The organism is Pseudorhodoferax sp. Leaf267 (assembly GCF_001422405.1).
GTDB lineage: Bacteria > Pseudomonadota > Gammaproteobacteria > Burkholderiales > Burkholderiaceae_C > Pseudorhodoferax.
Genome location: NZ_LMMV01000026.1, coordinates 180,838 through 201,934 on the forward strand (window position 1 = coordinate 180,838; position 21,097 = coordinate 201,934).

The 21,097-nt window shown below is 71.1% G+C and carries 23 protein-coding genes; 11 read left to right on the top strand and 12 right to left on the bottom strand.

Going from position 1 to position 21,097, the window contains the following annotated elements; genetic code table 11:
• Positions 1-4: 4 nt before the first annotated feature.
• Positions 5-1,627 carry a hypothetical protein gene (locus ASF43_RS28105; RefSeq protein WP_056189109.1) on the bottom strand — a complete coding sequence of 541 codons (1,623 nt, stop codon included), beginning with the start codon at positions 1,625-1,627 and terminating at the stop codon, positions 5-7.
• A 148-nt stretch (positions 1,628-1,775) separates the two neighbouring features.
• Between ASF43_RS28105 and bla the strand changes: the two genes are divergently transcribed.
• From bla to ASF43_RS28120, 3 genes are all read left to right on the top strand, one after another.
• On the top strand, positions 1,776-2,657 hold the full coding sequence (gene bla / locus ASF43_RS28110) for a class A beta-lactamase (RefSeq protein ID WP_056189112.1): 882 nt from the start codon (positions 1,776-1,778) through the stop codon (positions 2,655-2,657).
• An 82-nt stretch (positions 2,658-2,739) separates the two neighbouring features.
• Positions 2,740-3,033 (top strand): toxin, encoded by a 294-nt coding sequence (locus tag ASF43_RS28115; RefSeq protein WP_056189117.1) that lies wholly within the window; start codon positions 2,740-2,742, stop codon positions 3,031-3,033.
• Positions 3,020-3,349 (top strand): hypothetical protein, encoded by a 330-nt coding sequence (locus tag ASF43_RS28120; protein WP_056189119.1) that lies wholly within the window; start codon positions 3,020-3,022, stop codon positions 3,347-3,349. The genes ASF43_RS28115 and ASF43_RS28120 overlap by 14 nt, the downstream gene beginning before the upstream one ends.
• 12 nt (positions 3,350-3,361) lie before the next feature.
• Here ASF43_RS28120 and ASF43_RS28125 read toward each other — a convergent pair whose 3' ends face one another.
• From ASF43_RS28125 to ASF43_RS28140, 4 genes are all read right to left on the bottom strand, one after another.
• On the bottom strand, positions 3,362-4,747 hold the full coding sequence (locus tag ASF43_RS28125; protein WP_235578397.1) for an ATP-binding protein: 1,386 nt from the start codon (positions 4,745-4,747) through the stop codon (positions 3,362-3,364).
• Positions 4,744-5,403, bottom strand: coding sequence for a response regulator transcription factor (locus tag ASF43_RS28130; RefSeq protein ID WP_056189122.1), 660 nt, complete (start codon positions 5,401-5,403; stop codon positions 4,744-4,746). Before ASF43_RS28130 ends, ASF43_RS28125 begins: the two co-directional genes overlap by 4 nt.
• A gap of 139 nt (positions 5,404-5,542) precedes the next feature.
• On the bottom strand, positions 5,543-6,505 hold the full coding sequence (locus tag ASF43_RS28135) for a tripartite tricarboxylate transporter substrate binding protein BugE (RefSeq protein WP_056189123.1): 963 nt from the start codon (positions 6,503-6,505) through the stop codon (positions 5,543-5,545).
• Positions 6,506-6,581: 76 nt separating this feature from the next.
• Complete coding sequence (locus tag ASF43_RS28140; protein ID WP_056189126.1) at positions 6,582-6,884, bottom strand: hypothetical protein; 303 nt, start codon at positions 6,882-6,884, stop codon at positions 6,582-6,584.
• Between the two features lie 192 nt (positions 6,885-7,076).
• On the opposite strand from ASF43_RS28140, the gene ASF43_RS28145 reads away from it, so the two are divergent.
• Positions 7,077-8,273 carry an MFS transporter gene (locus tag ASF43_RS28145; RefSeq protein WP_162241864.1) on the top strand — a complete coding sequence of 399 codons (1,197 nt, stop codon included), beginning with the start codon at positions 7,077-7,079 and terminating at the stop codon, positions 8,271-8,273.
• 210 nt (positions 8,274-8,483) lie between these two features.
• Positions 8,484-9,743 (top strand): NRAMP family divalent metal transporter, encoded by a 1,260-nt coding sequence (locus tag ASF43_RS28150; RefSeq protein ID WP_056189132.1) that lies wholly within the window; start codon positions 8,484-8,486, stop codon positions 9,741-9,743.
• A 27-nt stretch (positions 9,744-9,770) separates the two neighbouring features.
• On the opposite strand, the gene ASF43_RS28155 is transcribed toward ASF43_RS28150, so the two are convergent.
• Positions 9,771-10,928: an acyl-CoA dehydrogenase family protein gene (locus ASF43_RS28155; protein ID WP_056189135.1), complete on the bottom strand. Its 1,158-nt coding sequence runs from the start codon at positions 10,926-10,928 to the stop codon at positions 9,771-9,773.
• A 288-nt stretch (positions 10,929-11,216) separates the two neighbouring features.
• Here ASF43_RS28155 and ASF43_RS31475 point away from each other — a divergent pair, with 288 nt between their 5' ends.
• On the top strand, positions 11,217-11,417 hold the full coding sequence (locus ASF43_RS31475) for a hypothetical protein (protein WP_056189139.1): 201 nt from the start codon (positions 11,217-11,219) through the stop codon (positions 11,415-11,417).
• Positions 11,414-11,833 carry a DUF6321 domain-containing protein gene (locus tag ASF43_RS28165; RefSeq protein ID WP_200932628.1) on the top strand — a complete coding sequence of 140 codons (420 nt, stop codon included), beginning with the start codon at positions 11,414-11,416 and terminating at the stop codon, positions 11,831-11,833. The genes ASF43_RS31475 and ASF43_RS28165 overlap by 4 nt, the downstream gene beginning before the upstream one ends.
• A gap of 3 nt (positions 11,834-11,836) precedes the next feature.
• On the opposite strand, the gene ASF43_RS28170 is transcribed toward ASF43_RS28165, so the two are convergent.
• Together ASF43_RS28170 and ASF43_RS28175 are read right to left on the bottom strand one after the other, a co-directional pair.
• Entirely contained in the window at positions 11,837-12,763 is a 927-nt protein-coding gene (locus ASF43_RS28170; RefSeq protein ID WP_056189142.1) for an SMP-30/gluconolactonase/LRE family protein, read from the bottom strand.
• A gap of 5 nt (positions 12,764-12,768) precedes the next feature.
• On the bottom strand, positions 12,769-13,197 hold the full coding sequence (locus ASF43_RS28175) for a VOC family protein (protein ID WP_056189144.1): 429 nt from the start codon (positions 13,195-13,197) through the stop codon (positions 12,769-12,771).
• Positions 13,198-13,361: 164 nt separating this feature from the next.
• On the opposite strand from ASF43_RS28175, the gene ASF43_RS28180 reads away from it, so the two are divergent.
• Entirely contained in the window at positions 13,362-13,886 is a 525-nt protein-coding gene (locus ASF43_RS28180) for a TspO/MBR family protein (RefSeq protein ID WP_082498220.1), read from the top strand.
• Positions 13,887-13,895: 9 nt separating this feature from the next.
• Here the strand turns inward: ASF43_RS28180 and ASF43_RS28185 are convergent, their stop codons facing one another.
• The 3 genes from ASF43_RS28185 to ASF43_RS28195 all read right to left on the bottom strand — a co-directional run bounded on the left by ASF43_RS28185 (position 13,896) and on the right by ASF43_RS28195 (position 17,073).
• Positions 13,896-15,404, bottom strand: coding sequence for a tripartite tricarboxylate transporter permease (locus tag ASF43_RS28185; protein ID WP_056189147.1), 1,509 nt, complete (start codon positions 15,402-15,404; stop codon positions 13,896-13,898).
• Between the two features lie 10 nt (positions 15,405-15,414).
• On the bottom strand, positions 15,415-15,942 hold the full coding sequence (locus ASF43_RS28190) for a tripartite tricarboxylate transporter TctB family protein (RefSeq protein WP_056189150.1): 528 nt from the start codon (positions 15,940-15,942) through the stop codon (positions 15,415-15,417).
• A 171-nt stretch (positions 15,943-16,113) separates the two neighbouring features.
• Positions 16,114-17,073: a tripartite tricarboxylate transporter substrate binding protein gene (locus ASF43_RS28195; protein ID WP_056189155.1), complete on the bottom strand. Its 960-nt coding sequence runs from the start codon at positions 17,071-17,073 to the stop codon at positions 16,114-16,116.
• Between the two features lie 131 nt (positions 17,074-17,204).
• Between ASF43_RS28195 and ASF43_RS28200 the strand changes: the two genes are divergently transcribed.
• The 3 genes from ASF43_RS28200 to ASF43_RS28210 are packed head-to-tail and all read left to right on the top strand — an operon-like array spanning position 17,205 to position 20,573.
• Positions 17,205-17,879, top strand: a complete 675-nt coding sequence (locus tag ASF43_RS28200; RefSeq protein WP_056189158.1) for a response regulator transcription factor — start codon at positions 17,205-17,207, stop codon at positions 17,877-17,879.
• Positions 17,876-19,285, top strand: a complete 1,410-nt coding sequence (locus tag ASF43_RS28205; protein ID WP_235578398.1) for a sensor histidine kinase — start codon at positions 17,876-17,878, stop codon at positions 19,283-19,285. The genes ASF43_RS28200 and ASF43_RS28205 overlap by 4 nt, the downstream gene beginning before the upstream one ends.
• 58 nt (positions 19,286-19,343) lie before the next feature.
• Positions 19,344-20,573 carry an HD-GYP domain-containing protein gene (locus ASF43_RS28210; protein ID WP_056189165.1) on the top strand — a complete coding sequence of 410 codons (1,230 nt, stop codon included), beginning with the start codon at positions 19,344-19,346 and terminating at the stop codon, positions 20,571-20,573.
• Here the strand turns inward: ASF43_RS28210 and ASF43_RS28215 are convergent, their stop codons facing one another.
• Entirely contained in the window at positions 20,574-20,948 is a 375-nt protein-coding gene (locus ASF43_RS28215) for a PilZ domain-containing protein (RefSeq protein WP_056189167.1), read from the bottom strand. It abuts the gene before it with no gap.
• Positions 20,949-21,097 lie beyond the last annotated feature (149 nt).

Sequence of the window (21,097 nt, forward strand, 5' to 3'; positions counted from 1 at the left end):
GCCATCATCCCACCCGACGGGCCGGGCGCCGCGGCGCGGGCTCCAAAGCCAGCAATTCGGCGGGGAGTTCGTCGTTCCATACCTCGCGGAAGTAGGCCCTGTCGCTGGCCACCAGCTGCGGCAGCAACGCGCGCAGCGCAGCCAGCGACGCGGCTGCCGCGCGCAGGTCGCCGGCATGGGCCGTGTACCAGGCGTGTTCGAACAGCAGGCTGCACAGCTGCAGGCCGGGATAGCGCCGGCGCCCGCTCGCGTGTTCGTCCAGCCGCACGCGCGCCACGTCGGCCCAGCGCGCGGGCCAGGCGCCCGATGCGAAGGTCGGCGCCAGCGCGCCGGCCAGGTCCGCCAGGCCGCTGCGCGCCAGCGGCACCAGCGCGCGGAACGCCGCAAGCGGCGCCCCGGGCGTGGCGCGGCAGCTGCCGCGCGCAATGCGTAGCAGGTAGATGGCGTTCCAGGCGGAGCGCGCCTGGGCTTCGGTCTGGTCGCTGAGCCACTCGCTGAACGCGATCCACTGCACGGCGCGGCGCACGGTGTCGCCGCCGTCGGCCGGGGCCGGCAGGCCCACGCGTTCGAACAGCCAGACCGCCATGCCCATGTTGGCCGCCACGTGCTGCGCGGCGTCGAAGGAATGCGACTCGAAGGCCGCGGCCAGCGCCCGGCCGAAATGCTGCATGGCCTCGTCGGCGTGGGCCAGCGCCGCCTGCCGGTCGGCCGCCGCCAGGCCCAGCGCGCGCGAGCGGCAGGCCAGCGCCCACAGGTTGCTCCACTCGAAGCGCACATGCGGGTGCCAGCGCAGCAGCGGCGCGTGGGCCGGGTCGCGCGCCATGGCTTCGAGCTGCGCCTGCGCCAGCGGCAGGTCGCGCGCCGTGTAGCTGCACCAGGCCGCCACGATGGCCGCCATCGCGCCCAGGTACTCGTGGCCGGCCACGTGCTGGGCGAGCCGCTGGCGCTGCAGCGCGGCCACGCGCTTGCGCGCCTGCGCGTCGTCGCCGAGCCGGCGCCACAGCAGGGCCTCGTTCAGCGTGACCAGTGCGCGTTGGAAATCGCTGCCGGCCAGCGCACCGGCCGCGCGCATGGCCTGCAGGGCGCTGGCACCGCCGCCGTCCTGCACCGTGACGGCCCAGCGGCCCTGGCGCATGGCCTGCTGCGCGGCCACGAGCTGCTGCCAGAACTGCGCGTCCTGCACGTGCACGGCGTCGGGCGGCGCGGCGGCCGGGCCGGGCGGCGCGCGGCGGCGCGGCGATGACAGACCCAGGAATGCGGCGATCTCGGCCGCGCTGGCGGGCTTGCCGTCCACGCGCAGGCGCAGGCGTTTTGCCTCGCGCGCGGGCAGCCAGAACGGCCCCTGGCTGCGGCCCTCGGCATTGAGGAACCGCGGGTCGCGCGTCTGGTCCTCGCCCCAGCCGACCTGCAGGCCCCAGGCCTTGAAGTCGCGGAACGCGCGGCTGACCACCATGCGCAAGGTGCTGGCCGAGGAGACCTGGCCGCGCAGGTCGTCCAGCCGCACGATGCCGGCCGTGCGCTGCGCATGCTGCAGCCGCACCAGCAGCCACAGCGACTGGTAGGCCGCGTGCCGGCCGTCCACGGTCTGCGGCGAGGTGAGTTCGACGGTGAGGGTGGGCAGCGGCATGTGACAGCGGTTACAGCGGTGTGGGTCGGCGGGGGCGGGTGGCTTGGAGGCGCGGGCTGACGTGCCTAGCATCTGGTCTGTCGCGACACCGTGTTCCTGTCCAACCCTTCGCCCGCATTGTCGGGCGTGCATTCTTCTGGAGACCTTCATGCTCAGCCCCACCACCCGACGCACGCTGCTGCTGGCCGCCGCCAGCCTGCCGCTGGCCAGCGCCTGCAGCGCCCTGGCCCGCCCCGGCCAAGACGCGGCGCGGGCCGCCTTCACCCGCCTCGAAGCCGACCTGGGCGGTCGCCTCGGCGTGTTCGCCATCGACACGGCCGACGGCGCCACGCTGGGCCACCGCGCCGACGAGCGCTTCGCCATGGCCAGCAGCTTCAAGGCCATCCTGGCGGCCGCCATGCTCGCGCGCAGCGTGCAGGAGCCGGCCCTGCTGCAGCGCCTGGTGCGCTACACCGAGCGCGACCTGCTGCCGCATTCGCCGGTCACCGGCCAGCATGTGGCGCAGGGCATGACCGTGGCCGCCCTGTGCGCCGCCACCGTGCAGTACAGCGACAACGCGGCGGCCAACCTGCTGCTGGAGGTGCTCGGCGGCCCGGCCGCGTTGACGGCCTATACGCGCACGCTGGGCGACACGCAGTTCCGGCTCGACCGCACCGAGCCGGCCCTGAACAGCGCGCAGGCCAGCGACCCGCGCGACACCACCACGCCGCAGGCCATGGCCCGCACGCTGCGCACGCTGGTGCTCGGCGACGCGCTGCCGGCGCCGCAGCGTGCGCAGTTCAAGGACTGGCTGCTGGGCAACACCACGGGCGGCGCGCGCATCCGCGCCGGCGTGCCGGCGGGCTGGGCGGTCGGCGACAAGACCGGCACCGGGAACCACGGCGCGGCCAGCGACATCGGCGTGGTCTGGCCGCCCGGCCGCGCGCCGCTGGTGGTCGTCGTCTACACCTGGCGCGAGGCGGCCGATGCGAAGGCGCGGGAGGATGTGATCGCGGATGCGACGCGGGTGGTGGTGGGGTGGATCGGTTAGGAGCTATCCGTGGCTCCGGATCTGGTGGTGTCTTTGAGCCGTTGCCGGTGACAAAAGGCACACATCAAGCTAGCATCGCAACATGAAGCCCATGCGGTGGAGCGAAGAGAAGAACGACTCGTTGAGAGCAGATCGAGGCGTGTCGTTCGAGAGCATGGTGATTGCGATCGAGGGTGGGGGGCTGCTGGATATCCTGGCGCACCCCAACCAGGAAAAGTATCCGCGGCAGCGGGTACTCGTGGTCGACTACGAGCACTATGCGTACCTGGTGCCATTCGTCGAAGAGGCGACCTACTACTTCCTGAAGACGATCATCCCGAGTCGCAAGGCCACACGAGACTATTTGCATCAAGGTGGAGAACATGCCGAAGATTGACGACGACGAGATCGCCATCCTCAGTGCTTTCGAAGAAGGCCAACTTAAGTCCGTCGCGACCAAAAGCGAGCTGGCCAAACTGAAGGCGGCGGCACGCGCAACGGCCATCAAGGACAAGCGCGTGAACATCCGGTTGTCGTCGGTCGATCTGAGCGACATTCAGATCAAGGCGTTGGAAGAGGGAATTCCTTACCAGACCTTGATTGCGAGCGTGTTGCATAAGTACGTCACGGGCCGCCTGACCGAGCGGCCGGTGAGGGCGGCAAGCGCCAACGCGTCGGTTCGGCCCAAGTCACGCGGCACTGGCGGAGCCTGATCGGGCCTGCGTTCAGCCCGCAAACTCCAGCACCACCCCCAACCCCCGCCCGTCCAGCCCCTGCTCGAAACGCAGCGCCGCGCCGTGCAGCGCCGCGATGCGCGCCACGATGGACAGGCCCAGCCCGTTGCCCGTCTGGCCCGTGCCCAGCACGCGGAAGAAGCGCTCGCCCAGGCGCGCGCGGTCGGCCGGCGTGACGCCGGGGCCGTCGTCCTGCACGGCGATGCGCACGCCGCCGCCGGGCAGCGGCGTGGCGGTGATGCGCACCTGGCCGCCCGGCGCGCCGTAGCGCACGGCGTTGTCCAGCAGGTTGCGCAGCGCGCTGGCCAGCAGCGCGGGTTGCGCCATGACGCGCGCGGCTTGCGCCTCGCACTGCACGGCGATGCCGCGCGCGTGCGCGGCGGTGGTGTCCAGGCTGCTGAACAGCCAGGCCAGGTCCACCGGCTCCAGGGCGGGTGCGCCGCGCTGCGGGTCGAGCCGGGCCAGGGCCAGGAGGCTTTCGACCAGCGCGGTGCAGCGGTCCACGTCGTCGCGCAGCGCGCGCAGGTCGGGCGCCGGCGCAGCCTGCTGGCGCTCGATGAGCTGCAGGCGCATGCGCAGTGCGGCCAGCGGCGTGCGCAGCTCGTGGGCGGCGTCGGCCGTGAAGCGGCGCTCGGTTTGCAGCGCGTCGGACAGCCGCGCCAGCAGCGCGTTCAGCGCACCCAGGATGGGCTGCAGCTCGCGCGGCTGCCCGGCCGATGCGACGGGCGTCAGGTGCTGCGGCGACTTGGCGGCGATGCCGGCGGCCGTGCGTTCCAGCGGCGCCAGCAGGCGGCGGATCACGAACCAGCAAAAGCCGCCCAGCAGCAGCAGCAGGCCGAGCGCGGGCCAGGCCAGCTTCTCGGCCATCTCCTCGAGCAGCTCGGCGCGCTCGTCCCAGGGCTGGCCGACCTGGGCCTGCAGGCCGGAGGCCGGGTCGCGCTGCACATAGACGCGCCAGTAGGCGCCGTCCACGCGCACGTTCGCGTGGCCCTTGCGGTGGCTGAAGTCGCGCACGAAGGGCTCGCGTGGCGCGTCGTCGGCGCGCTGCAGCACGCGGCCATCGGGGGCGACGAGCTGGTAGTAGATCTTGAGCTTGAGCGGGTCGCCGTCTGGCTCGCGCGCGGCGCGCTGCGGCGCAGCGCCCGCCTGCAGGCCGGTGCCCAGCACCAGGGCCAGGCGCGCGCTCTCTTCGAGCGCGTCGTCGAACACCTCGCTGGACTCGCGCCAGGCCACGCCCACGACGATGGCCAGGCTCACCAGCCACACGGTGACACTGGCGCCCAGCACCGAGACCAGCAGCCGGCGGCGCAGCGAGTAGTTGCCGGCGGCGCGGTCGACGCTGCGCCGTGCGCGCCAGTGGCGCCAGCGATGCATCATGGCGGCGCCAGGCCGTAGCCCTGGTTGCGCACGGTGGTGATGAAGCCGCTGCCCAGCTTCTTGCGCAGGTTGTAGACATGGACTTCGATCGCGTTGCTCTCGACCTCCTCGCCCCAGCCGTACAGCGCCTCCTCCAACTGCGCACGCGACAGGATCTGTCCGGGCTTGCGCATCAGCGCGTGCAGCACGGCGAACTCGCGCGCGGTGAGCGTGAGCGCCTGGCCGTCCAGCGTGGCGCGCTTGGCGGCCGGGTCGAGCGTGACGGTGCCGTGCTGCAGGGCGGCCGCCGGCTGGCGAGCCTCGCGCCGCAGCGCCGCGCGGATGCGGGCCGACAGCTCTTCCAGGTCGAAGGGCTTGACCAGGTAGTCGTCGGCGCCCAGGTCCAGGCCCTCGACGCGGTCGGCCAGGGTGTCGCGCGCCGTGATCACGATGACGGGCAGCAGCGACTGGCGCGCGCGCAGCGCCTGCAGCACGGCGTCGCCCGACAGGCCGGGCAGGCCGCGGTCGAGCAGCACGCAGTGGTAGTCGTGCGTGGCCAGCGCCACGGCGGCCTGGTCGCCGCGCTGCAGCCAGTCCACGGCATAGCCGTCCAGCTGCAGCCAGGACTGCACGGTGGAGCCGAGCGAGGTGTCGTCTTCGATGAGCAGGATGCGCATGCGCGGGAGGCTACACCGTGGGGATGAAGCGAATCTGAGGCGCGGTCAGCGCAGTGCGGCAGAGGCTGCAGGACGGGCGCCTCGCTTGGTGCGTGCGGCCTGGCTCCCTCGCCCCTTTGGGGACAGGGGGCGAGACAGCTCACTCCACCCTGATCTTCGCGTACGCCGCCACCTTCTTCATCTTCGCGATCTCCTGCCCGATCTGCTGCGTGAAAGCGGCCGGCGACGTGCCCGACGCATACAGCCCCTGCCCCGCCAGCCGCTCACGCACGGCCGGCTCCTGCAAGGCCGTGGCCACGGCCTGCTGGATGCGCAGCACCTTGTCGGGCGGCGTCGCGGCGGGCGCGACCAGGCCGAACCACGAGGGCTCGTTGGCCACCGCGTAGCCCAGCTCGGCATAGGTCGGCACCTCGGGCAGCACGTCGAGCCGGCCGGGCCACGACACGGCCAGAGCCTTGAGCTTGCCGCTCTTCACATGCGGCAACGAGGCCGCCACCTGGTCGAAGTACACGGCGACCTGGCCGCCCAGCACGTCGTTCAAGGCCGGGCCCGCGCCGCGGTAGGGGATGTGCACCATGCTGGTGCCGGTGCTGCTCTTGAACAGCTCGCCCCACATGTGGCCGATGGTGCCGTTGCCCGGCGTGGCGTAAGACACCTGGCCCGGGCGCGACTTCAGGTACTTCACGAGGTCGGCGAAGTCGGCCACTGGCAGCATCTGCGGGTTGACGACGATGATGCCGGGCGCCTTCACGATCTCGGTCACGCCCGCGAAGTCCTTGACCGGGTCATAGGGCAGCCTGCTGTAGACCGACGGGTTCACGCCATGCGTGGACAGCGTGGCCACGCCCACCGTGAGCCCGTCGCCGGCTGCGCGCGCGACCTCGGCCATGCCGATGGAGCCGCCTGCGCCCGCGCGGTTCTCCACCACGACGGACTGGCCCAGGATGCGTTGCAGCGGCTCCTGCAGCGCGCGCCCGGCGATGTCGGTGGCGCCGCCGGGCGGGAACGGAACGACGATGCGCAGGGGCTTGTCCTGCGAGAACGCAACGGTGGGGATCAGTGGCGAGGCCGCGAGCGCGGCCAGCAGATGGCGTCGGTGCATGGCGTGGGGACCTGGGATGGCAGTGGTGCCCACGGTGTTTGCAAGTGCCGTGCCGTCGCACGGCATCGCAGGGGGGTCAGATGTCGACCGGCACCTGCAGCTTGGTCAATGGAATCAGCCCCTGGTCGCCGTCTTCGTAGACCAGGTAGGCAGCGGTCGGCGTGATGCTCCAGCAGGCCGTGTAGCGCTGGCCCCGCAGGGTCGCCGAAGCGGTCAGGAAGAGTTCGCGCACCTCGGGGTCGATGCGGTTCAGCACGGCTTGGTTGGTGCAGGTCTGCGGCGTGAGCCGGATCATGTCGGTGCCCTCGTAGGCCACCAGGTCGCCGGCAAAGGCGGGAGCGGCCACGAAGGCTGCGCAGAGCAGGGCGATGGTTCTCATGTCGGACCTCCCGTTGCGGGCGACGCACATGCGTCACGCATGACTTGATTGTGGTCAGCGTTGCAGCGATGGCTGTAGGACATGGCGCGCCACGCCATGCGCCGGCGGGCCACATCGGTGTACGACAGAGACAGGTCGCCCGCTGCGTGCGCGCGATGGGGCATGATCGGCGGTCCCTTTCCGCCGCCCTCGATGCCCGTTTCCCCTGCTGCCGCCGCCCGGCCCGCCTGGCTGGTCGCCAACCTCGTCGCGCAACTCGCCTTCGGCCTGCTGGCCATGACCATCTGCCTGCCGTCCATGCAGGACTGGCCCACGCAGTTCGGCGCCACGCAGGCCCAGGTGCAGCTCGGCTTCGGCGGCTATGTCGCCGCCTACGGCGTGGCGCAGCTGGTGTATGGCGCGGTGTCCGACCGCATCGGCCGCAAGCCCGTGCTGCTGGCCGGCCTGCTGCTCGCCTTCGCCGGCTCGGTGGCGGCGGCGCTGTCCACCGACATCTGGGCGCTGAACCTCGCGCGCCTCGTGCAGGGCGCGGGCTGCGCGGCCGGCATGGTGATCGGCCGGGCCATGGTGCAGGACCTGTTCACGGGCGGCGAGCGCACGCGCGTGATGGCCTTCATCGGCATGATGATGGGCCTGTGCCCGCCGGCCGCCATGCTGATCGGCGGCCAGGTCCATGCGCGCGTGGGCTGGCAGGCCAACTTCGTGGTGATGGCGCTGCTGGCCGTGGGGCTGTTCGTGGCCGCGTGGCGCGGTCTGCCCGCCATGCGGCCCAGCGCGCAGGGCCAGACGGCCGGCCTGCGCCAGCTGGTCGCCGGCTACGTGCAGCTGGGGCGCGAGCCCTCCTTCGTGCTGCACGTGGCCATCCTCGCCATGACGGCCGCCAGCTTCTACACCTTCCTCGGCGGCGCGCCCCTGGTGCTGGCGAACTACGGCGTGCGGCCCGAGCGCATCGGCCTGTATGTCATGTGCCCGCCCGTGGCCTATGTGTTCGGCAACCTGCTCACGCAGCGCCTGCTGCGCAATGGCCGCAGCGACGGCTTCCTGATGGTGGCAGGCCACGCGAGCACGCTGACCGGCATCGTCACCGTGCTGCTGCTCGGCCTGGCCGGCGTGCACACGCCGCTGGCGCTGGCCCTGCCGCTGCTGCTGCTGGGCATCGGCCACGGCCTGCTGCTGCCGCCCACGCTGACGGGCACCGTGGGCCTGGTGCCCGCGCTGGCCGGCTCGGCCGCGGCCGTGGCAGGGCTGATGCAGCAGCTGACGGGTGCGGTCGGCGGCATCGTCGTCGGCCTGGTGCCGCTGCAGGGGCCGGTGTGGCTGGCGCTGCTGATGCTGCTGTTCAGCGGGCTGGGCTTCGTGGCGCAGCTGGCGCTTTCGCGCAAGCCATAGGGCACAGTGCCTGCCCCTTGCGCACGGCCGGTGCCGGTGCCGGGCGCGTGCGCCATGTTGCACCCGTAGCACTGCGCCGCGCCACTGCAACACCAGCGTGTGCCTGGCGCGGCACGATCGCGCCACCGCATGGCGTCCAGCCCTTGCACCAGGCGTGCTGCGTGCAGCCGGGCGCGGCACCGCTTCGCCACCTGTCCATGAGTCCGCGCCATGAAGCCCATCCGCAAATTCCGTCTGCAGCGAAGCCTGCGGCAGTTGGGCCCCGGCCTGATCACCGGCGCTGCCGACGACGACCCCAGCGGCATCGCCACCTATTCGCAGGCGGGGGCCCAGTTCGGCTTCTCGATGCTGTGGACGGTGGTCTTCACGCTGCCGTTGATGGTGGCCATCCAGATCGTCGGGGCGCGCATCGGCTATGTCACGCGCCGTGGGCTGGCGGCCAACATCCGGCAGGCCTTTCCGCGCAGCGTGCTGCTTGCCGTGGTGGGCATGCTGCTGGTGGCCAACACGCTGAACCTGGCGGCCGACATCGCCGCGATGGCCGAGGCGCTGCGCCTGCTGGTGGGCGGCTCGGCCCATGTCTATGCCGTCACCTTCGGGCTGCTGTGCCTGGTGCTGCAGGTTTTCCTGCCGTATCAGGCCTACGTGCGCTGGCTGAAATGGCTCACGCTGGCCTTGCTCTCCTATGTGGCGGTGGCGTGGACCGTGCACCTGGACTGGGCGCAGGTCGCGCGCGAGATCGTCATGCCGCGAATGGCGTGGGACCACGATCTGCTGCTCATGGTGGTCGCGCTGTTCGGCACCACCATCAGCCCCTACCTGTTCTTCTGGCAGGCCGGCCAGGAAGTGGAGGAGACCAGCGACAGCGCCCCGCACACCGCCAGCGAGGTGCGCCTGCACCTGCGGCGCATCAAGGTGGACACCATCGCCGGCATGGGGTTTTCGAACCTGGTCGCGTTCTTCATCATCCTGAGCACGGCGGCCACGCTGCACGCCGCAGGGGTTACCGACATCCAGACCTCGGCCCAGGCCGCCGAGGCCCTGCGCCCACTGGCCGGCGACTTGGCGTTCCTGTTGTTCAGCCTGGGCATCATCGGGACCGGGCTGCTGGCCGTGCCGGTGCTGGCGGGTTCGGCCGGCTACGCCGTGGCCGAGGCCGCGGGCTGGCCGGGCAGCCTGAGCGCCCGGCTGGACAAGGGCGAGGGGCGGGGCTTTTACGCCGTGATCGCAGCCTCGACCGTGGGCGGCGTGGCGCTGTGCTTCACGCCGACCGATCCGGTCAGGGAGCTGTTCTGGGCGGCCGTGCTGAACGGCGTGATCGCCGTGCCCATCATGGTCGTCATGATGCTGCTGGCCTCGCGCGCCGCCACCATGGGGCCGCATGCCATCGGCCGGCGGCTGCGCTGGATGGGATGGGTGGCCACGGGCGCCATGGCGCTGATGGTCGTCGCGATGCTGGTGACGTTGTAGCGGCCCGATGTTCCGCGCGGCTGCGGCTCAGCGCCGGCCGATGGTCTTGGCGATGCTCCAGCGGTGCACTTCGCTCGGGCCGTCGTAGATGCGGAACGCGCGCATGTCCTTGAAGATGCGCGCGACGATGCTTTCACCGGACACGCCGGCCGCGCCCAGGATCTGCACCGAGCGGTCGACCACGCGCCATTCGGCCTCCGAGCACAGCACCTTGGCCACGCTGGATTCGTGGCGCCCCTTGCTGCCCTGGTCCAGCAGCCAGGCGCAGTGCCAGATGGCCAGGCGCGAGACATGCAGGTCCATCTCGTTGTCGGCCAGCATGAAGCCCACGCCCTCGTGCTCCACCAGCGGCTGGCCGAAGGCGTGGCGCTTCTTGGCGTAGTCGCTGGCGGCCTCGTGCGCGCGGCGCGCCTGGCCCAGCCAGCGCATGCAGTGCGTGAGCCGCGCGGGCGCCAGCCGCACCTGGGCGTAGCGAAAGCCCTGGCCCAGCTCGCCTAGCACGTCGGTGGCGGGCACGCGCAGGCCGTCGAAGCGCACCACGCCGTGGCCGCCCGTGAAGCAGCTGTCCATGGCGTCGATCTGGCGCTCGATCACGATCTGCGGCTGGTCCATGTCGGCCAGGAACATCGTGGCCGAGCCGTCTTCCATGCGCGCCATGACGATGGCCCAGCCCGCGCCCGTGGCGCCCGTGATGAACCACTTGGTGCCGGTGATGAGGTAGTCGTCGCCGTCGCGCACGGCGGTGGTCTGCAGCATGGACGGGTCCGAGCCCGAGCCGGGCGGCGGCTCGGTCATGCAGAAGCACGAGCGCACCGTGCCGTCCACCAGGGGCTGCAGCCAGCGCGCCTTCTGCGCGGCCGTGGCCACCACTTCCATCAGGTGCACATTGCCTTCGTCGGGCGCGTGGATGTTGAGTGCGACCGGGCCCAGCGGCGAGTAGCCGGCCTCCTCGAACACGATGGCCTTGTCCACGTGCGAGAGGCCCAGGCCGCCGTGCTCCTTGCTCGCATGCGGCGTGAGCAGGCCGGCGCGTCGGGCACGCGCGACGAGCTCGTCGCGCAGGGCCTCGTGGGGGCCGTGGTGGTCCTGGCGGGGGTCGTTCTCCAGCGGGATGACTTGATCCAGGATGAAGCGGCGCGTGCGTTCCTGCAGGTCCAGTTGGAAGGGGGAAAGGCTGAAGTCCATGGTGCGGCGGGTCCGGCGGTCGAGACAGCGGCGAGCCTAGCGCGGCACAGGCATGCGGCCTGTCGCCTTGGCTACCGCGCGCCGCGCCGGGCCGCCTGTTGTGCCCAGCCCCGCGGCCGTACGCCGGTGCTGTTGCCGCGGCACGGGCTGGCGCGGGCCAGCTGCGCACGCACGCGGGGGGTGGGCCGCGTCCCACAGGCGCAACCGCATTCGGCGCACCCGCTGGCCGTGGGCAAGCCGCCAGCATGGCGCTGCGGGCCATTCCAGGCGCCGCTTGCAGGAGATGCCATGACCACCACCAAGCACAAGCGAGACGACGGGCCGTGGGACCACGAGAACCCCAAGCACAAGAAGGGCGAGCCGAGCAAGACCTTGACGCCGTCGCAGAAGGCCACGGCCAAGCGCCATGCCAAGGAGGCCGGCCGGCCCTATCCCAACCTGGTCGACAACATGCAGGCCGCGCGGTCCAAGAAGGCGGGTAAGAAATGAGTGCGACCGCCGTGATGCACCGCGCCGCCGCGGTTCCGAAGAAAGCCAAGTCGCCCACGCACGACCCGCAGGGCGGGCTGACGGCGGCCGGGCGCGCCGCGTTTCGACGCAGCGACGGTGCGCATCTGAAGCCTGGCGTACGCCGCGCCGAGGCCGAGATGACGCCCGAGGACATGCGCCGCAAAGGCAGCTGGGCCGCGCGCTTCTATGGCCGCGCCACGCTGCCGCCGCTGGTCGACGCCAAGGGCCAGCCCACGCGCTTTGCGCTGTCGGCCCACGCCTGGGGCGAGCCCGTGCCCAAGACGGAGGCGGCGGCGCGCCGCATCGCCGCCAAGGGCCGCAAGCTGCTCGAGCGCTACCGGCGCTGGAAGGAGCGCGAGGCCACGGCCAAGACGGCGCGCAAGGCCAGGCGCTGAGGCTCAGGCGTTGAAGGCGAGCGGCAGCCCGGGCACGGGCCAGCCATCGATGGCGACCAGCTTGCCGCTGCCCGACAGGGTGGCGTAGACCGTGCGCAAGCCCGGCCCGCCGAAGCACAGGTTGGTCGTGTACAGGTCTGGCAAGCGCACATGGCTCAACAGCCGCCCATCGGGCGCGATCACGGTGATGCCGCCGTGCAGCAGCGTGGCCACGCAAATGTTGCCGAAAGCGTCCACGGCCAGGGAGTCGAAGCGCTGGTAGTGCCCGCCCGGCGCGGCAGCCAGCATGCGGCCCCCGTGCGGCGAAGGCCAGGCGTCCTTGCGCACCTGGCCCGGCGCCGTGATGTCGAAGGCCCACAGCCGCGCGCCCTCGGTCTCGGCGTAGTACAGGGAGCGCCCGTCGGGCGACAGGCCGATGCCGTTGGGCGTCAGCACAGGGCGCGCGATGGTGTGGATGGCGCTGCCGTCGGCCCGCGCGTAGTAGAGGCCGCCACGGTCCATGTCCAGCGCGCGCGTCTTGCCCAGGTCGGTGAAGTACAGGCCGCCCTGCGGGTCGAACACCAGGTCGTTCGGGCCGCGCAGGCCGATGCCGTCCACCTGGTCGTAGAGCCGCTCGCTGCGGCCGGTGGCCAGGTCCACCCGCTCGATGCGACCGCCGGAGTAGTCGTCGGGCTGGCCATTGGGGCGCAGGTTGCCGTGCTCCGTGGTCCAGGCGAAGCCGCCGTTGTTGCAGACGTAGACCGCACCGTCGGGCCCGATGGCCGCGCCGTTGGGGCCGCCGCCCAGGTCGGCCACCACGTGGATGCGGCCGTCCGGCGTCACGCGCGACAGCGTGCCGCGCGCGATCTCCACCAGCAGCACCGAGCCGTCGGCCAGGGCCACCGGGCCTTCGGGGAACTGCAGCCCGCAGGCGATCTCGCGGATCTGCATGGCGGTCAGAACGTCACCTGCACCGACGGCGCGCTGCGCTGCGACGCGCCGTGGAACACGGCCTCGATGTTGTTGCCGTCCGGGTCGAGCACGAAGGCGCCGTAGTAGCCGGGGTGGTAGGCGCGCTCGCCGGGTGCGCCGTTGTCCTGGCCCCCTGCGGCCAGCGCAGCCTGGTGGAAGGCGTCCACCATGGCCCGGTCCTGCGCCTGGAACGCGAGGTGGTGCCGGCCGGTCAGGTGGCCTGTGGCGGCCTGGCTGTCCTTGGACGAGACGAACAGCTCGTCGGCCCAGAAGTAATCGTCGCCCGTGCCGCCCAGGGGCACCTTCAATACGTTGAACACGGCCTCGTAGAACCTTCGGCTGGCGGCCAGATCGCGGACCACCAGCTGGATGTGGTCGATCAGCCGGCCTCGGTGCAGTTCCTGTGTTTCCATGTGGCGCCCCTGTTGCGAGTGTCAAAGGGCGGCCAGATTACGCCCGTCGCGTAGGCTTGCGCCAGCAAGCCCCCATGTCGTCCAGGGCATCGGCAGCGCGGGCCTGCATGGGCAGAGGCGCTGTTCCTACGCGTTGCAGGCCTGGCCGGCTTCACCATCGGCGCATGGACAACACACTGGTTTCGGATGGCGCTGCGCGCCGCAGGGAAGGCGGCCGGCCGTGGCTCGCCTTGCTGGCCTGGCTGGCCCTGTGTTACGCGGTGGCGGCGGTGGGCGCGGCGGCTTCGCTCAATTCCGCGGGCATCTACGACGTGCTGGACCGCCCGGCCTGGGCGCCACCGGCCTCCGTCTTCGGGCCGGTGTGGACCGCGCTGTACGCGATGATGGCGGTGGCGGCCTGGCAGGTCTGGCGCGCACGTGGCTGGGCGCGCGGATCGGGCGCGCTGCTGCTGTTCGTGCTGCAGCTCGTTGCCAATGCGCTGTGGACCTGGCTGTTCTTCCGCTGGCAGCAGGGCGCGCTGGCCTTTGCCGACGTCGCGCTGCTGTGGCTGCTGCTGGCTGCCACGGTGGTGGTGTTCTGGCGCATCCGGCGCAGCGCAGGCCTGCTGCTGCTGCCCTACCTGGCCTGGGTCAGTTTCGCCTGCGCTTTGAGCTGGTCCATCTGGCAGCGCAACCCGCAGGTCTTGTAGAACCGGGGCTCAGGCGGCTGCGGCCAGCCGCTTGGCCCGGCGTGCCAGCAGGCGCGGCAGCACGAGCACCAGCACCACGATGACCAGCAGCGTGAGCGACATGGGCCGCTGCAGGAACACCATCGCGCTGCCTTCGCCGATCGACATGGCGTTGCGCAGCTGCGCCTCGGCCAGCGGGCCCAGGATCATGCCGACCACCACGGGCGCGGTCGGGAAGCTGTAGCGCCGCATCACCACGCCCAGCACGCCGATGGCATACAGCAGCACCAGGTCGAACGCGCTTTGGCGCATGCCGTAGGCACCGACCGTGGCGAAGATCAGGATGCCCGCGTACAGCTGCGGCTTGGGGATCTTGAGCAGCTTGACCCACAGGCCGACCATCGGCAGGTTCAGAACCAGCAGCATCACGTTGCCGATGTAGAGCGAGGCGATCAGCGTCCAGACCAGCGCAGCCGATGTGGTGAACAGCTGCGGGCCGGGCTGGATGCCGTAGTTCTGGAATGCGCCCAGCAAAATGGCCGTGGTGTTGCTGGTCGGGATGCCCAGCGTCAGCAGCGGGATCAGCGCGGCCGTGACGGACGCGTTGTTCGCTGCCTCGGGGCCGGCCACGCCTTCGATGGCGCCGGTGGTGCCGAACTCGGCCTTGTCCTGCGGGTCCTTGAGCAGTTTCTTCTCGGTGGCATAGGAGAGGAAGGTCGGGATCTCGGTGCCGCCGGCCGGGATGCAGCCGAACGGCGTGCCGATGGCCGTGCCGCGCAGCCAGGCCGGAACGGAACGTTTCCAGTCGCGCCCGCTCATGTGCACGCGCGACAGCTTGTTCTGCGTCTCGACCACGCGGCCCTCGTACAGCACGGCGTACAGCACCTCGGCGACGGCGAACAGGCCGACCGCGACCAGCACGATCTCGATGCCGTCCAGCAGCTCGGGGATGTTGCCCACGTAGCGGCCCTGGCCGGAGATCTGGTCCAGGCCCACGCAGCCCACGGCCAGCCCGACGAACAGCGCCGTCATGCCGCGCAATGTGCTCTCGCCCATGATGGCGCTCACCGTGGTGAAGGCCAGCAGCATCAGCATGAAGTACTCGGGCGGGCCCAGCTTTACGGCGAACTCGGCCACGCCGGGCGCGAACAGCGTGACGACCACGGTGGCGATGGTGCCGGCCACGAACGAGCCGATGGCCGCCGTGGCCAGCGCGGCGCCGGCGCGGCCGCTCTTGGCCATCTTGTTGCCCTCCATGGCGGTGACCATGCTGGCCGTCTCGCCCGGCGTGTTCAGCAGGATGGAGGTGGTGGAGCCGCCGTACATCGCACCGTAGTAGATGCCGGCGAAGAAGATCATCGAGGACGTGATCTCGACCTTGCCCGTGATGGGCAGCAGCATGGCCACGGCCACGGCCGGGCCGATGCCGGGCAGCACGCCGACGGCCGTGCCCAGGGCACAACCGACCAGGCACCACATGAGGTTCGTGAAGGTGATGGCCTGCGCGAAGCCACCCAGGAGCGCGTTGAAAATATCCATCGTGCCGCTCCTACAGCCAGCCGGTGCTGGTCAATCCCGGCAGGCTGATCGCCAGGAACTTGGTGAACATCCAGAACACGGGCGCGGCGATCAGGAGCCCCGTGACCGCATCGACGAGCCAGGTGCGCGGCGCAGAGGCCACCGCCTGGCCACTCGCGCGGCGCAGGCCCTGCACGGCCAGCACGTAGCACAGCGTGCAACCCAGGATGAAGCCCAGCGTGGTGATCAGCGAGGCATTGAGCAGCAGGCCGGCCGAGACCCAGACGAAGCCGCTCCAGTTGGCGCGCTCGCCACCCTCGTCGGACAGGCCGCGAAAGCCGCCCGTGCGGGCCTCCCACAGCAGCCAGCCGCCGCACAGCGTCAGCGCGATGGAACACAGCCAGGGCAGGAAGTTCGGCCCCACGCCGCCGTAGCCGGCGTCCGAGGAAATGCCGGCCGCGCCCCAGCCCAGCGCCAGGCCGGTGACCAGCACACCGAGCGCGACCAGCGTCTGCGGCCCGTTGCCCGCCGCGGGCGGGTTCGAAGGATCAAGCGTCATCAAGAGACTCCAAGCGATGGAGGAAAACAGAACCGAGTGCCACGCGAGACGAGCGCAGCGAAGCTCGTTCGTGGGACACCGCGGAACTGGCTCTGCCAGGCCGCGGGTCGCGCCCCCTGCGGGGGGATGGAACGGCACCACGCAGTGCGCCGTTCAAACGGTGGAGGGCTTCTAGACCATCCCGGACTTGGCCATGATGGCCCGCAGGCTCGCGAACTCATCGTCCACGAACTTGTCGAACGCCGGGCCGCTCAGCACGGCGGGGGTCCACTCGTTCTTCTTGAGTGCCTCCTGCCAGGCGGCGCTCTTCAGCGCGGCCAGCACCATGTCGGTCAGGGCCTTGCGCTGCTCGGGCGTGATGCCGGGCGCGCCATACACGCCGCGCCAGTTGCCGATCTCCACGTCGATACCCTGCTCCTTGAGCGTGGGCACGTTGCTGCCCGGCAGGCGCTGGGCCGAGGTGACGGCGATGGCGCGCATCTTGCCGCTCTCGATGTAGGGTGCGAACTCGCTCATGCCGCTGCCGCCGATGCTCACGTTGCCGCCCAGAATGGCGGCCGTGGCCTCGCCGCCGCCGCGGAAGGCGACGTAGTTGATCTTGGACGGGTCGGCGCCGACCTTCTGCGCGATCATGGCCGCGGCGATGTGCTCGGTGGAGCCGCGCGAGCCGCCGCCCCATTTGATGCTGCCCGGGTCCTTCTTGAGCTGGGCCACGACATCGGCCATGGTCTTGAAGGGCGAATCGGCCGGCAGCACGAACACGTTGTATTCGCTGGTGATGCGCGCGATCGGCGTGGCCTGCGACAGGTTCACCGGCGGCTTGCCGGTGATGATGCCGCCCAGCATCACGGCGCCCATCACCATCAGCGCGGTCGGGTCGTTCTTGGAGCCGTTGACGAACTGGGCCAGGCCCAGGGCGCCGGCCGCGCCGCCCTTGTTGTCGTAGGCCACGGTGTCGGCGACCTTGGCGTCGGTGAGGGCCTTGCCCAGGGCGCGGCCGGTGGTGTCCCAGCCGCCGCCGGGGTTGGCCGGGATCATCATCTTGACGTTGGGCGCGGCATGCGCGGCCAGGGGCAGGGCACCGGTGGCGGCCAGGGCGGCCAGGGACTTGAGGAAGGTATCGCGGCGCATGGGGGTGTCTCCTTGCAGGGATGAAAAGCAGGCCCAGGCTTGCTGACTGGAACCTGATCGCGTCGCTATCATGCCGCGCATGCCTGTCAGTTGGCTGTCCACCAGCCTGGGGTAAACACTCACAACGGCCCATGAAGCTGCTCCTGGTCGAAGACGATCCCTCCATGCAGACCACCTTGCAGCGCGCGCTGGGCCGACGGCAGATCGACGTGCGCGTGTGCGGCGACGGCGCACTGGCGCTGGAGCAGTGGCGTGTGCTGGAGCCCGATGTCGTCGCGCTGGACTTGAGCCTGCCGAACCTCGATGGCCTGCAGGTGCTGGCCCAGGCGCGCGCCGCCGGCCTGCGCACGCCCGTTCTGCTGCTGACCGCGCGCGGCACCGTGGGCGACCGTGTGCTGGGCCTGAACGCCGGCGCCGACGACTACCTGCCCAAGCCTTTCGACCTGGACGAACTGGAGGCGCGGCTGCGCGCCCTGCGCCGCCGCCAGGGCGAGCCCGTGGAGGTGGCGACCGAGGTCGGCGCGCTGCGGCTGGACCCGCACGACGGCGCGGTCTACCTGCGCGGCGAGGTGCTGGAGCTGACGCCGCGCGAGTTGGCCCTGCTGCGCGCGCTGATGGCCCGGCCCGGCCACGCGGTCGGCAAGGAGCGGCTGTTCGCGCTGGTGTTCCCGGGCGAGGGCGAGGTGCAGGTGGAGGCCATCGAGGTCGTGGCCTACCGGCTGCGCAAGAAGCTGGCCGGCAGCGGCGCCAGCCTCATGACGCTGCGCGGCCTGGGCTACCTGCTGCGCGAAGAAGCCGCGCAGTGAAGCTGCACCGCACCTCGCTGCGCTTTCGGCTGCTGCTGGGTCTCCTGGCGCCGCTCACGCTGTTCATCGTCATCAACAGCGTGAGCGTCTATCGCCAGGCGCTGGCCGCCGCCACCACGGCTTATGACCGCACGCTGCTGGCCTCGGCCAAGACCATCGGCGAGCAGCTGGACGTGGACGGCTTCGATGAGGCCGCCATCCTGCGCGCCACCGTGCCGTACTCGGCGCTGGAAGCCTTCGAGGCCGACAACCAGAGCCGCATGTTCTACCGCGTGTCCACGCGCGAGGGCGAGATGGTGTCGGGCTTCGCCGAGCTGCCGTTCTGGCGCGGCCAGCTGCCGCCGCGCCCGCCGTACGCTGCGCTGGTCGACTTCTACGATGCGCGCTTTCGCGACCGGCCGGTGCGCATGGCCGTGCTGCTGCAGCCCGTGGCCAGCGACCGTGGGCGCGGCATGGCCGTGGTGCAGGTGGCCGAGACGCTGGAGCTGCGCGAAACGCTGGCGCGCCGGCTGCTGGTCGACATGCTGTGGCGCCAGCTGCTGCTGCTGGCCGTGGTGGCCGGTGCCACGGTGCTGGTGGTGCAGCGCGCCACGCGCCCCGTGCGCGCGCTGGGCCAGGCCATCGAGGAGCGCGCTGCCGACGACCTCTCGCCGATCCACGCCGATGACGTGCCGCGCGAACTGGCGCCGCTGGTCGATGCCATGACCGCGGTGATGGGCCGGCTGCAGCGTCTGCTGGACCACCAGAAGCGCTTCGTGCGCGATGCCGCCCACCAGCTGCGCACGCCGCTGGCGGTGCTCAAGACCCAGGTGCAGTCCGCGCAACGCGGCGATGCGCCGCCGGCGCTGGCGCTGGCCGAGATCGGCGACACGGTGCAGCGCGCTACGCTGCTGGCCAACCAGATGCTGTCGCTGGCCAAGGTCGAGCAACTGCGCCAGCAGCCAGAGTTCGAGCCGCTGGACCTGGCCGCGCTGGTGCGTGAGGTGGCGCTGGACCTGTCGCCGCTGATCGCCGACAAGCTGCTGGACTTCTCGCTGGAGGCCGCGCCCGTGCAGGTGCGCGCCCACCGCTGGATGCTGCAAGAGCTGGCGCGCAACCTGCTGCACAACGCGATCAAGCACAGCCCCGTGCAGGGCACGCTGCAGGTGCGCGTGGCCGCGCGCGACGGCCAGGCCTGGTGCAGTGTCGGCGACGCGGGGCCGGGCATTTCGGCCGAGCTGCGCCAGCGCCTGTTCGCGCCGTTCGCGGCCGGCGACGTGGCGCGCGGCTCGGGCCTGGGCCTGGCGATCTGCCGCGAGATCGTGCTGGCGTTGGGCGGGCGCATCGCGCTGGACAACCGCAGCGCGTCCGACGGGCGGGTGCTGGGGCTGGACGCGGTGGTGTGGCTGCCGCTCGCACCGCGCTGACGCAAATCTATACTGGCCCGATGCCCGCGCGAACCGCTGCCCACGTGCAGCCCGCAAGATGATCAAGAAGATCCTCAGCAGCCAGCTGCGCGTGGGTATGCACGTGCACGAGTTCTGCGGCTCGTGGATGGACCACCCGTTTTGGCGTTCCAAGTTCACGATCCGCACGCAGGCCGAGGTGCAGCGGGTCGTGCAGGGTGGCGTGTCCGAGCTGTGGATCGACACGGCCAAGGGCCTGGACGTGGAGGCCGGTGCGGTGATCGACCGCCAGAAGGTGGACGAGGAAGTCGAGCGGCGGCTGGAGGTGTTCGTCACGATGCCCGCGCCGCTGGACCTGCTGTCGCCCAGCCAGGAAAGCCAGATGGACGCGGCCGCTGCGCTGGTGCGCCGCTCCGTGCCGCAGATCGCCTCCATGTTCAACGAGGCGCGCATGGGCAAGGCCGTGGACATGCAGGGCTGCGAGGCGCTCGTGGATGAGATCGCGCGCTCCGTGTCGGCCGACCCCGGCGCGCTGATCAGCGTGGCCCGGCTCAAGCGCCACGACAACTACACCTATATGCACTCGGTGGCCGTGTGCGGGCTGATGCTGGCGCTGGGACGGCAGATGGGGTTGAACGACAACCTGCTGCGCCGCGCGGGCCTGGCCGGCATGCTGCACGACCTGGGCAAGGCCATGGTGCCGCTGGCCATCCTGAACAAGCCCGGCAAGCTCACTGAGGACGAGTTCGCGGTCATGAAGGGGCATCCGGAACTCGGTCACGCCTTGCTGCTGGAGGGCCACGGCGCCGGCCCGGTCGTGCTGGACGTGTGCCTGCACCACCACGAGAAGTTCGACGGCACGGGCTACCCGCACGGCCTGGCCGGCGACAAGATCAGCCTGATGGCCAAGATGGGCACGGTCTGCGACGTCTACGACGCGATCACTTCGGTGCGGCCCTATAACAAAGGCTGGGACCCGGGCGAGGCGCTGCGACGCATGGCGCAGTGGAAGGGGCACTTCGATCCGGCCGTGTTCCAGACCTTCGTGAAGACCGTGGGCATCTACCCGATCGGCTCGCTGGTGCGGCTGCACTCGGGGCAGCTGGCCGTGGTCACGCGGCAGAACGCGCACGCGCCGATGACGCCGCGGGTCAAGGTGTTCTACAGCACGCAGGCCAGGCGCCGCATCGAGCCCTTTGAGCTGGACCTGGCCGGTGCCATGGCGCAGGACAAGGTGGTGGGCTGCGAGTCGCCCGAGGACTGGAACTTCAAGGACCTGGAGCAGCTGTGGGGCGGCCCGCTGGCCTAATCAACCCTGCGCGGCCAGCGCGCGCAACCGGCCCTGGGCCTGCGCGTCCGGCACGGTGAACACCACGCCGATGCGGAAGTCGCCCGGTGCGCTATAGGACGAGTACACGGACTTCACCTCCAACCACAAGCTGCGCGCGGGGTCGCCCGGGTGCAGGCACAGCGTGCAGCGCGAGCCCGGCGCGATGGGGCGGTCGGTGGACAGCGACAGCCCATCCTGGCTCAGGTCCACCGTCGTGCCCATGCGGGCGTGGCCACCGGCGATCGCGATGCTGACCGGGCAACGCAGCGCATTGCGTGTCTGCTGGCGCCGGCTGTCCTGGCCGGCCGCAAGCAGCGACGCGGCGAGGCGAGTCGGTACGGGCGTCTGTTCCATGGTCTGGTGGCAGGCATTATGCGACCGGGCCTGTTGCCTGTTAAGGCGTGGCCGGGGACGGACCGAACCCCTTGACACGAAAATCGCTGTGCGACGTGCAGGCCGTCGCTAAACTGGCCAGGCACCACCTCTATGGCCGTGGACGGAGG

Excerpts from the sequence above, each read along its gene's own strand:
- ASF43_RS28105 (WP_056189109.1), bottom strand. The coding sequence starts at position 1,627 with ATGCCGCTGCCCACCCTCACCGTCGAACTCACCTCGCCGCAGACCGTG.
- bla (WP_056189112.1), top strand. The coding sequence starts at position 1,776 with ATGCTCAGCCCCACCACCCGACGCACGCTGCTGCTGGCCGCCGCCAGC.
- ASF43_RS28115 (WP_056189117.1), top strand. The coding sequence starts at position 2,740 with ATGAAGCCCATGCGGTGGAGCGAAGAGAAGAACGACTCGTTGAGAGCA.
- ASF43_RS28130 (WP_056189122.1), bottom strand. The coding sequence starts at position 5,403 with ATGCGCATCCTGCTCATCGAAGACGACACCTCGCTCGGCTCCACCGTG.
- ASF43_RS28175 (WP_056189144.1), bottom strand. The coding sequence starts at position 13,197 with ATGGAAACACAGGAACTGCACCGAGGCCGGCTGATCGACCACATCCAG.
- ASF43_RS28145 (WP_162241864.1), top strand. The coding sequence starts at position 7,077 with ATGCCCGTTTCCCCTGCTGCCGCCGCCCGGCCCGCCTGGCTGGTCGCC.
- ASF43_RS28135 (WP_056189123.1), bottom strand. The coding sequence starts at position 6,505 with ATGCACCGACGCCATCTGCTGGCCGCGCTCGCGGCCTCGCCACTGATC.
- ASF43_RS28215 (WP_056189167.1), bottom strand. The coding sequence starts at position 20,948 with ATGGAACAGACGCCCGTACCGACTCGCCTCGCCGCGTCGCTGCTTGCG.
- ASF43_RS28170 (WP_056189142.1), bottom strand. The coding sequence starts at position 12,763 with ATGCAGATCCGCGAGATCGCCTGCGGGCTGCAGTTCCCCGAAGGCCCG.
- ASF43_RS28190 (WP_056189150.1), bottom strand. The coding sequence starts at position 15,942 with ATGACGCTTGATCCTTCGAACCCGCCCGCGGCGGGCAACGGGCCGCAG.
- ASF43_RS28185 (WP_056189147.1), bottom strand. The coding sequence starts at position 15,404 with ATGGATATTTTCAACGCGCTCCTGGGTGGCTTCGCGCAGGCCATCACC.
- ASF43_RS28210 (WP_056189165.1), top strand. The coding sequence starts at position 19,344 with ATGATCAAGAAGATCCTCAGCAGCCAGCTGCGCGTGGGTATGCACGTG.
- ASF43_RS28165 (WP_200932628.1), top strand. The coding sequence starts at position 11,414 with ATGAGTGCGACCGCCGTGATGCACCGCGCCGCCGCGGTTCCGAAGAAA.
- ASF43_RS28140 (WP_056189126.1), bottom strand. The coding sequence starts at position 6,884 with ATGAGAACCATCGCCCTGCTCTGCGCAGCCTTCGTGGCCGCTCCCGCC.
- ASF43_RS28195 (WP_056189155.1), bottom strand. The coding sequence starts at position 17,073 with ATGCGCCGCGATACCTTCCTCAAGTCCCTGGCCGCCCTGGCCGCCACC.
- ASF43_RS28125 (WP_235578397.1), bottom strand. The coding sequence starts at position 4,747 with ATGATGCATCGCTGGCGCCACTGGCGCGCACGGCGCAGCGTCGACCGC.
- ASF43_RS28200 (WP_056189158.1), top strand. The coding sequence starts at position 17,205 with ATGAAGCTGCTCCTGGTCGAAGACGATCCCTCCATGCAGACCACCTTG.
- ASF43_RS28120 (WP_056189119.1), top strand. The coding sequence starts at position 3,020 with ATGCCGAAGATTGACGACGACGAGATCGCCATCCTCAGTGCTTTCGAA.
- ASF43_RS28150 (WP_056189132.1), top strand. The coding sequence starts at position 8,484 with ATGAAGCCCATCCGCAAATTCCGTCTGCAGCGAAGCCTGCGGCAGTTG.
- ASF43_RS28155 (WP_056189135.1), bottom strand. The coding sequence starts at position 10,928 with ATGGACTTCAGCCTTTCCCCCTTCCAACTGGACCTGCAGGAACGCACG.
- ASF43_RS31475 (WP_056189139.1), top strand. The coding sequence starts at position 11,217 with ATGACCACCACCAAGCACAAGCGAGACGACGGGCCGTGGGACCACGAG.
- ASF43_RS28180 (WP_082498220.1), top strand. The coding sequence starts at position 13,362 with ATGGACAACACACTGGTTTCGGATGGCGCTGCGCGCCGCAGGGAAGGC.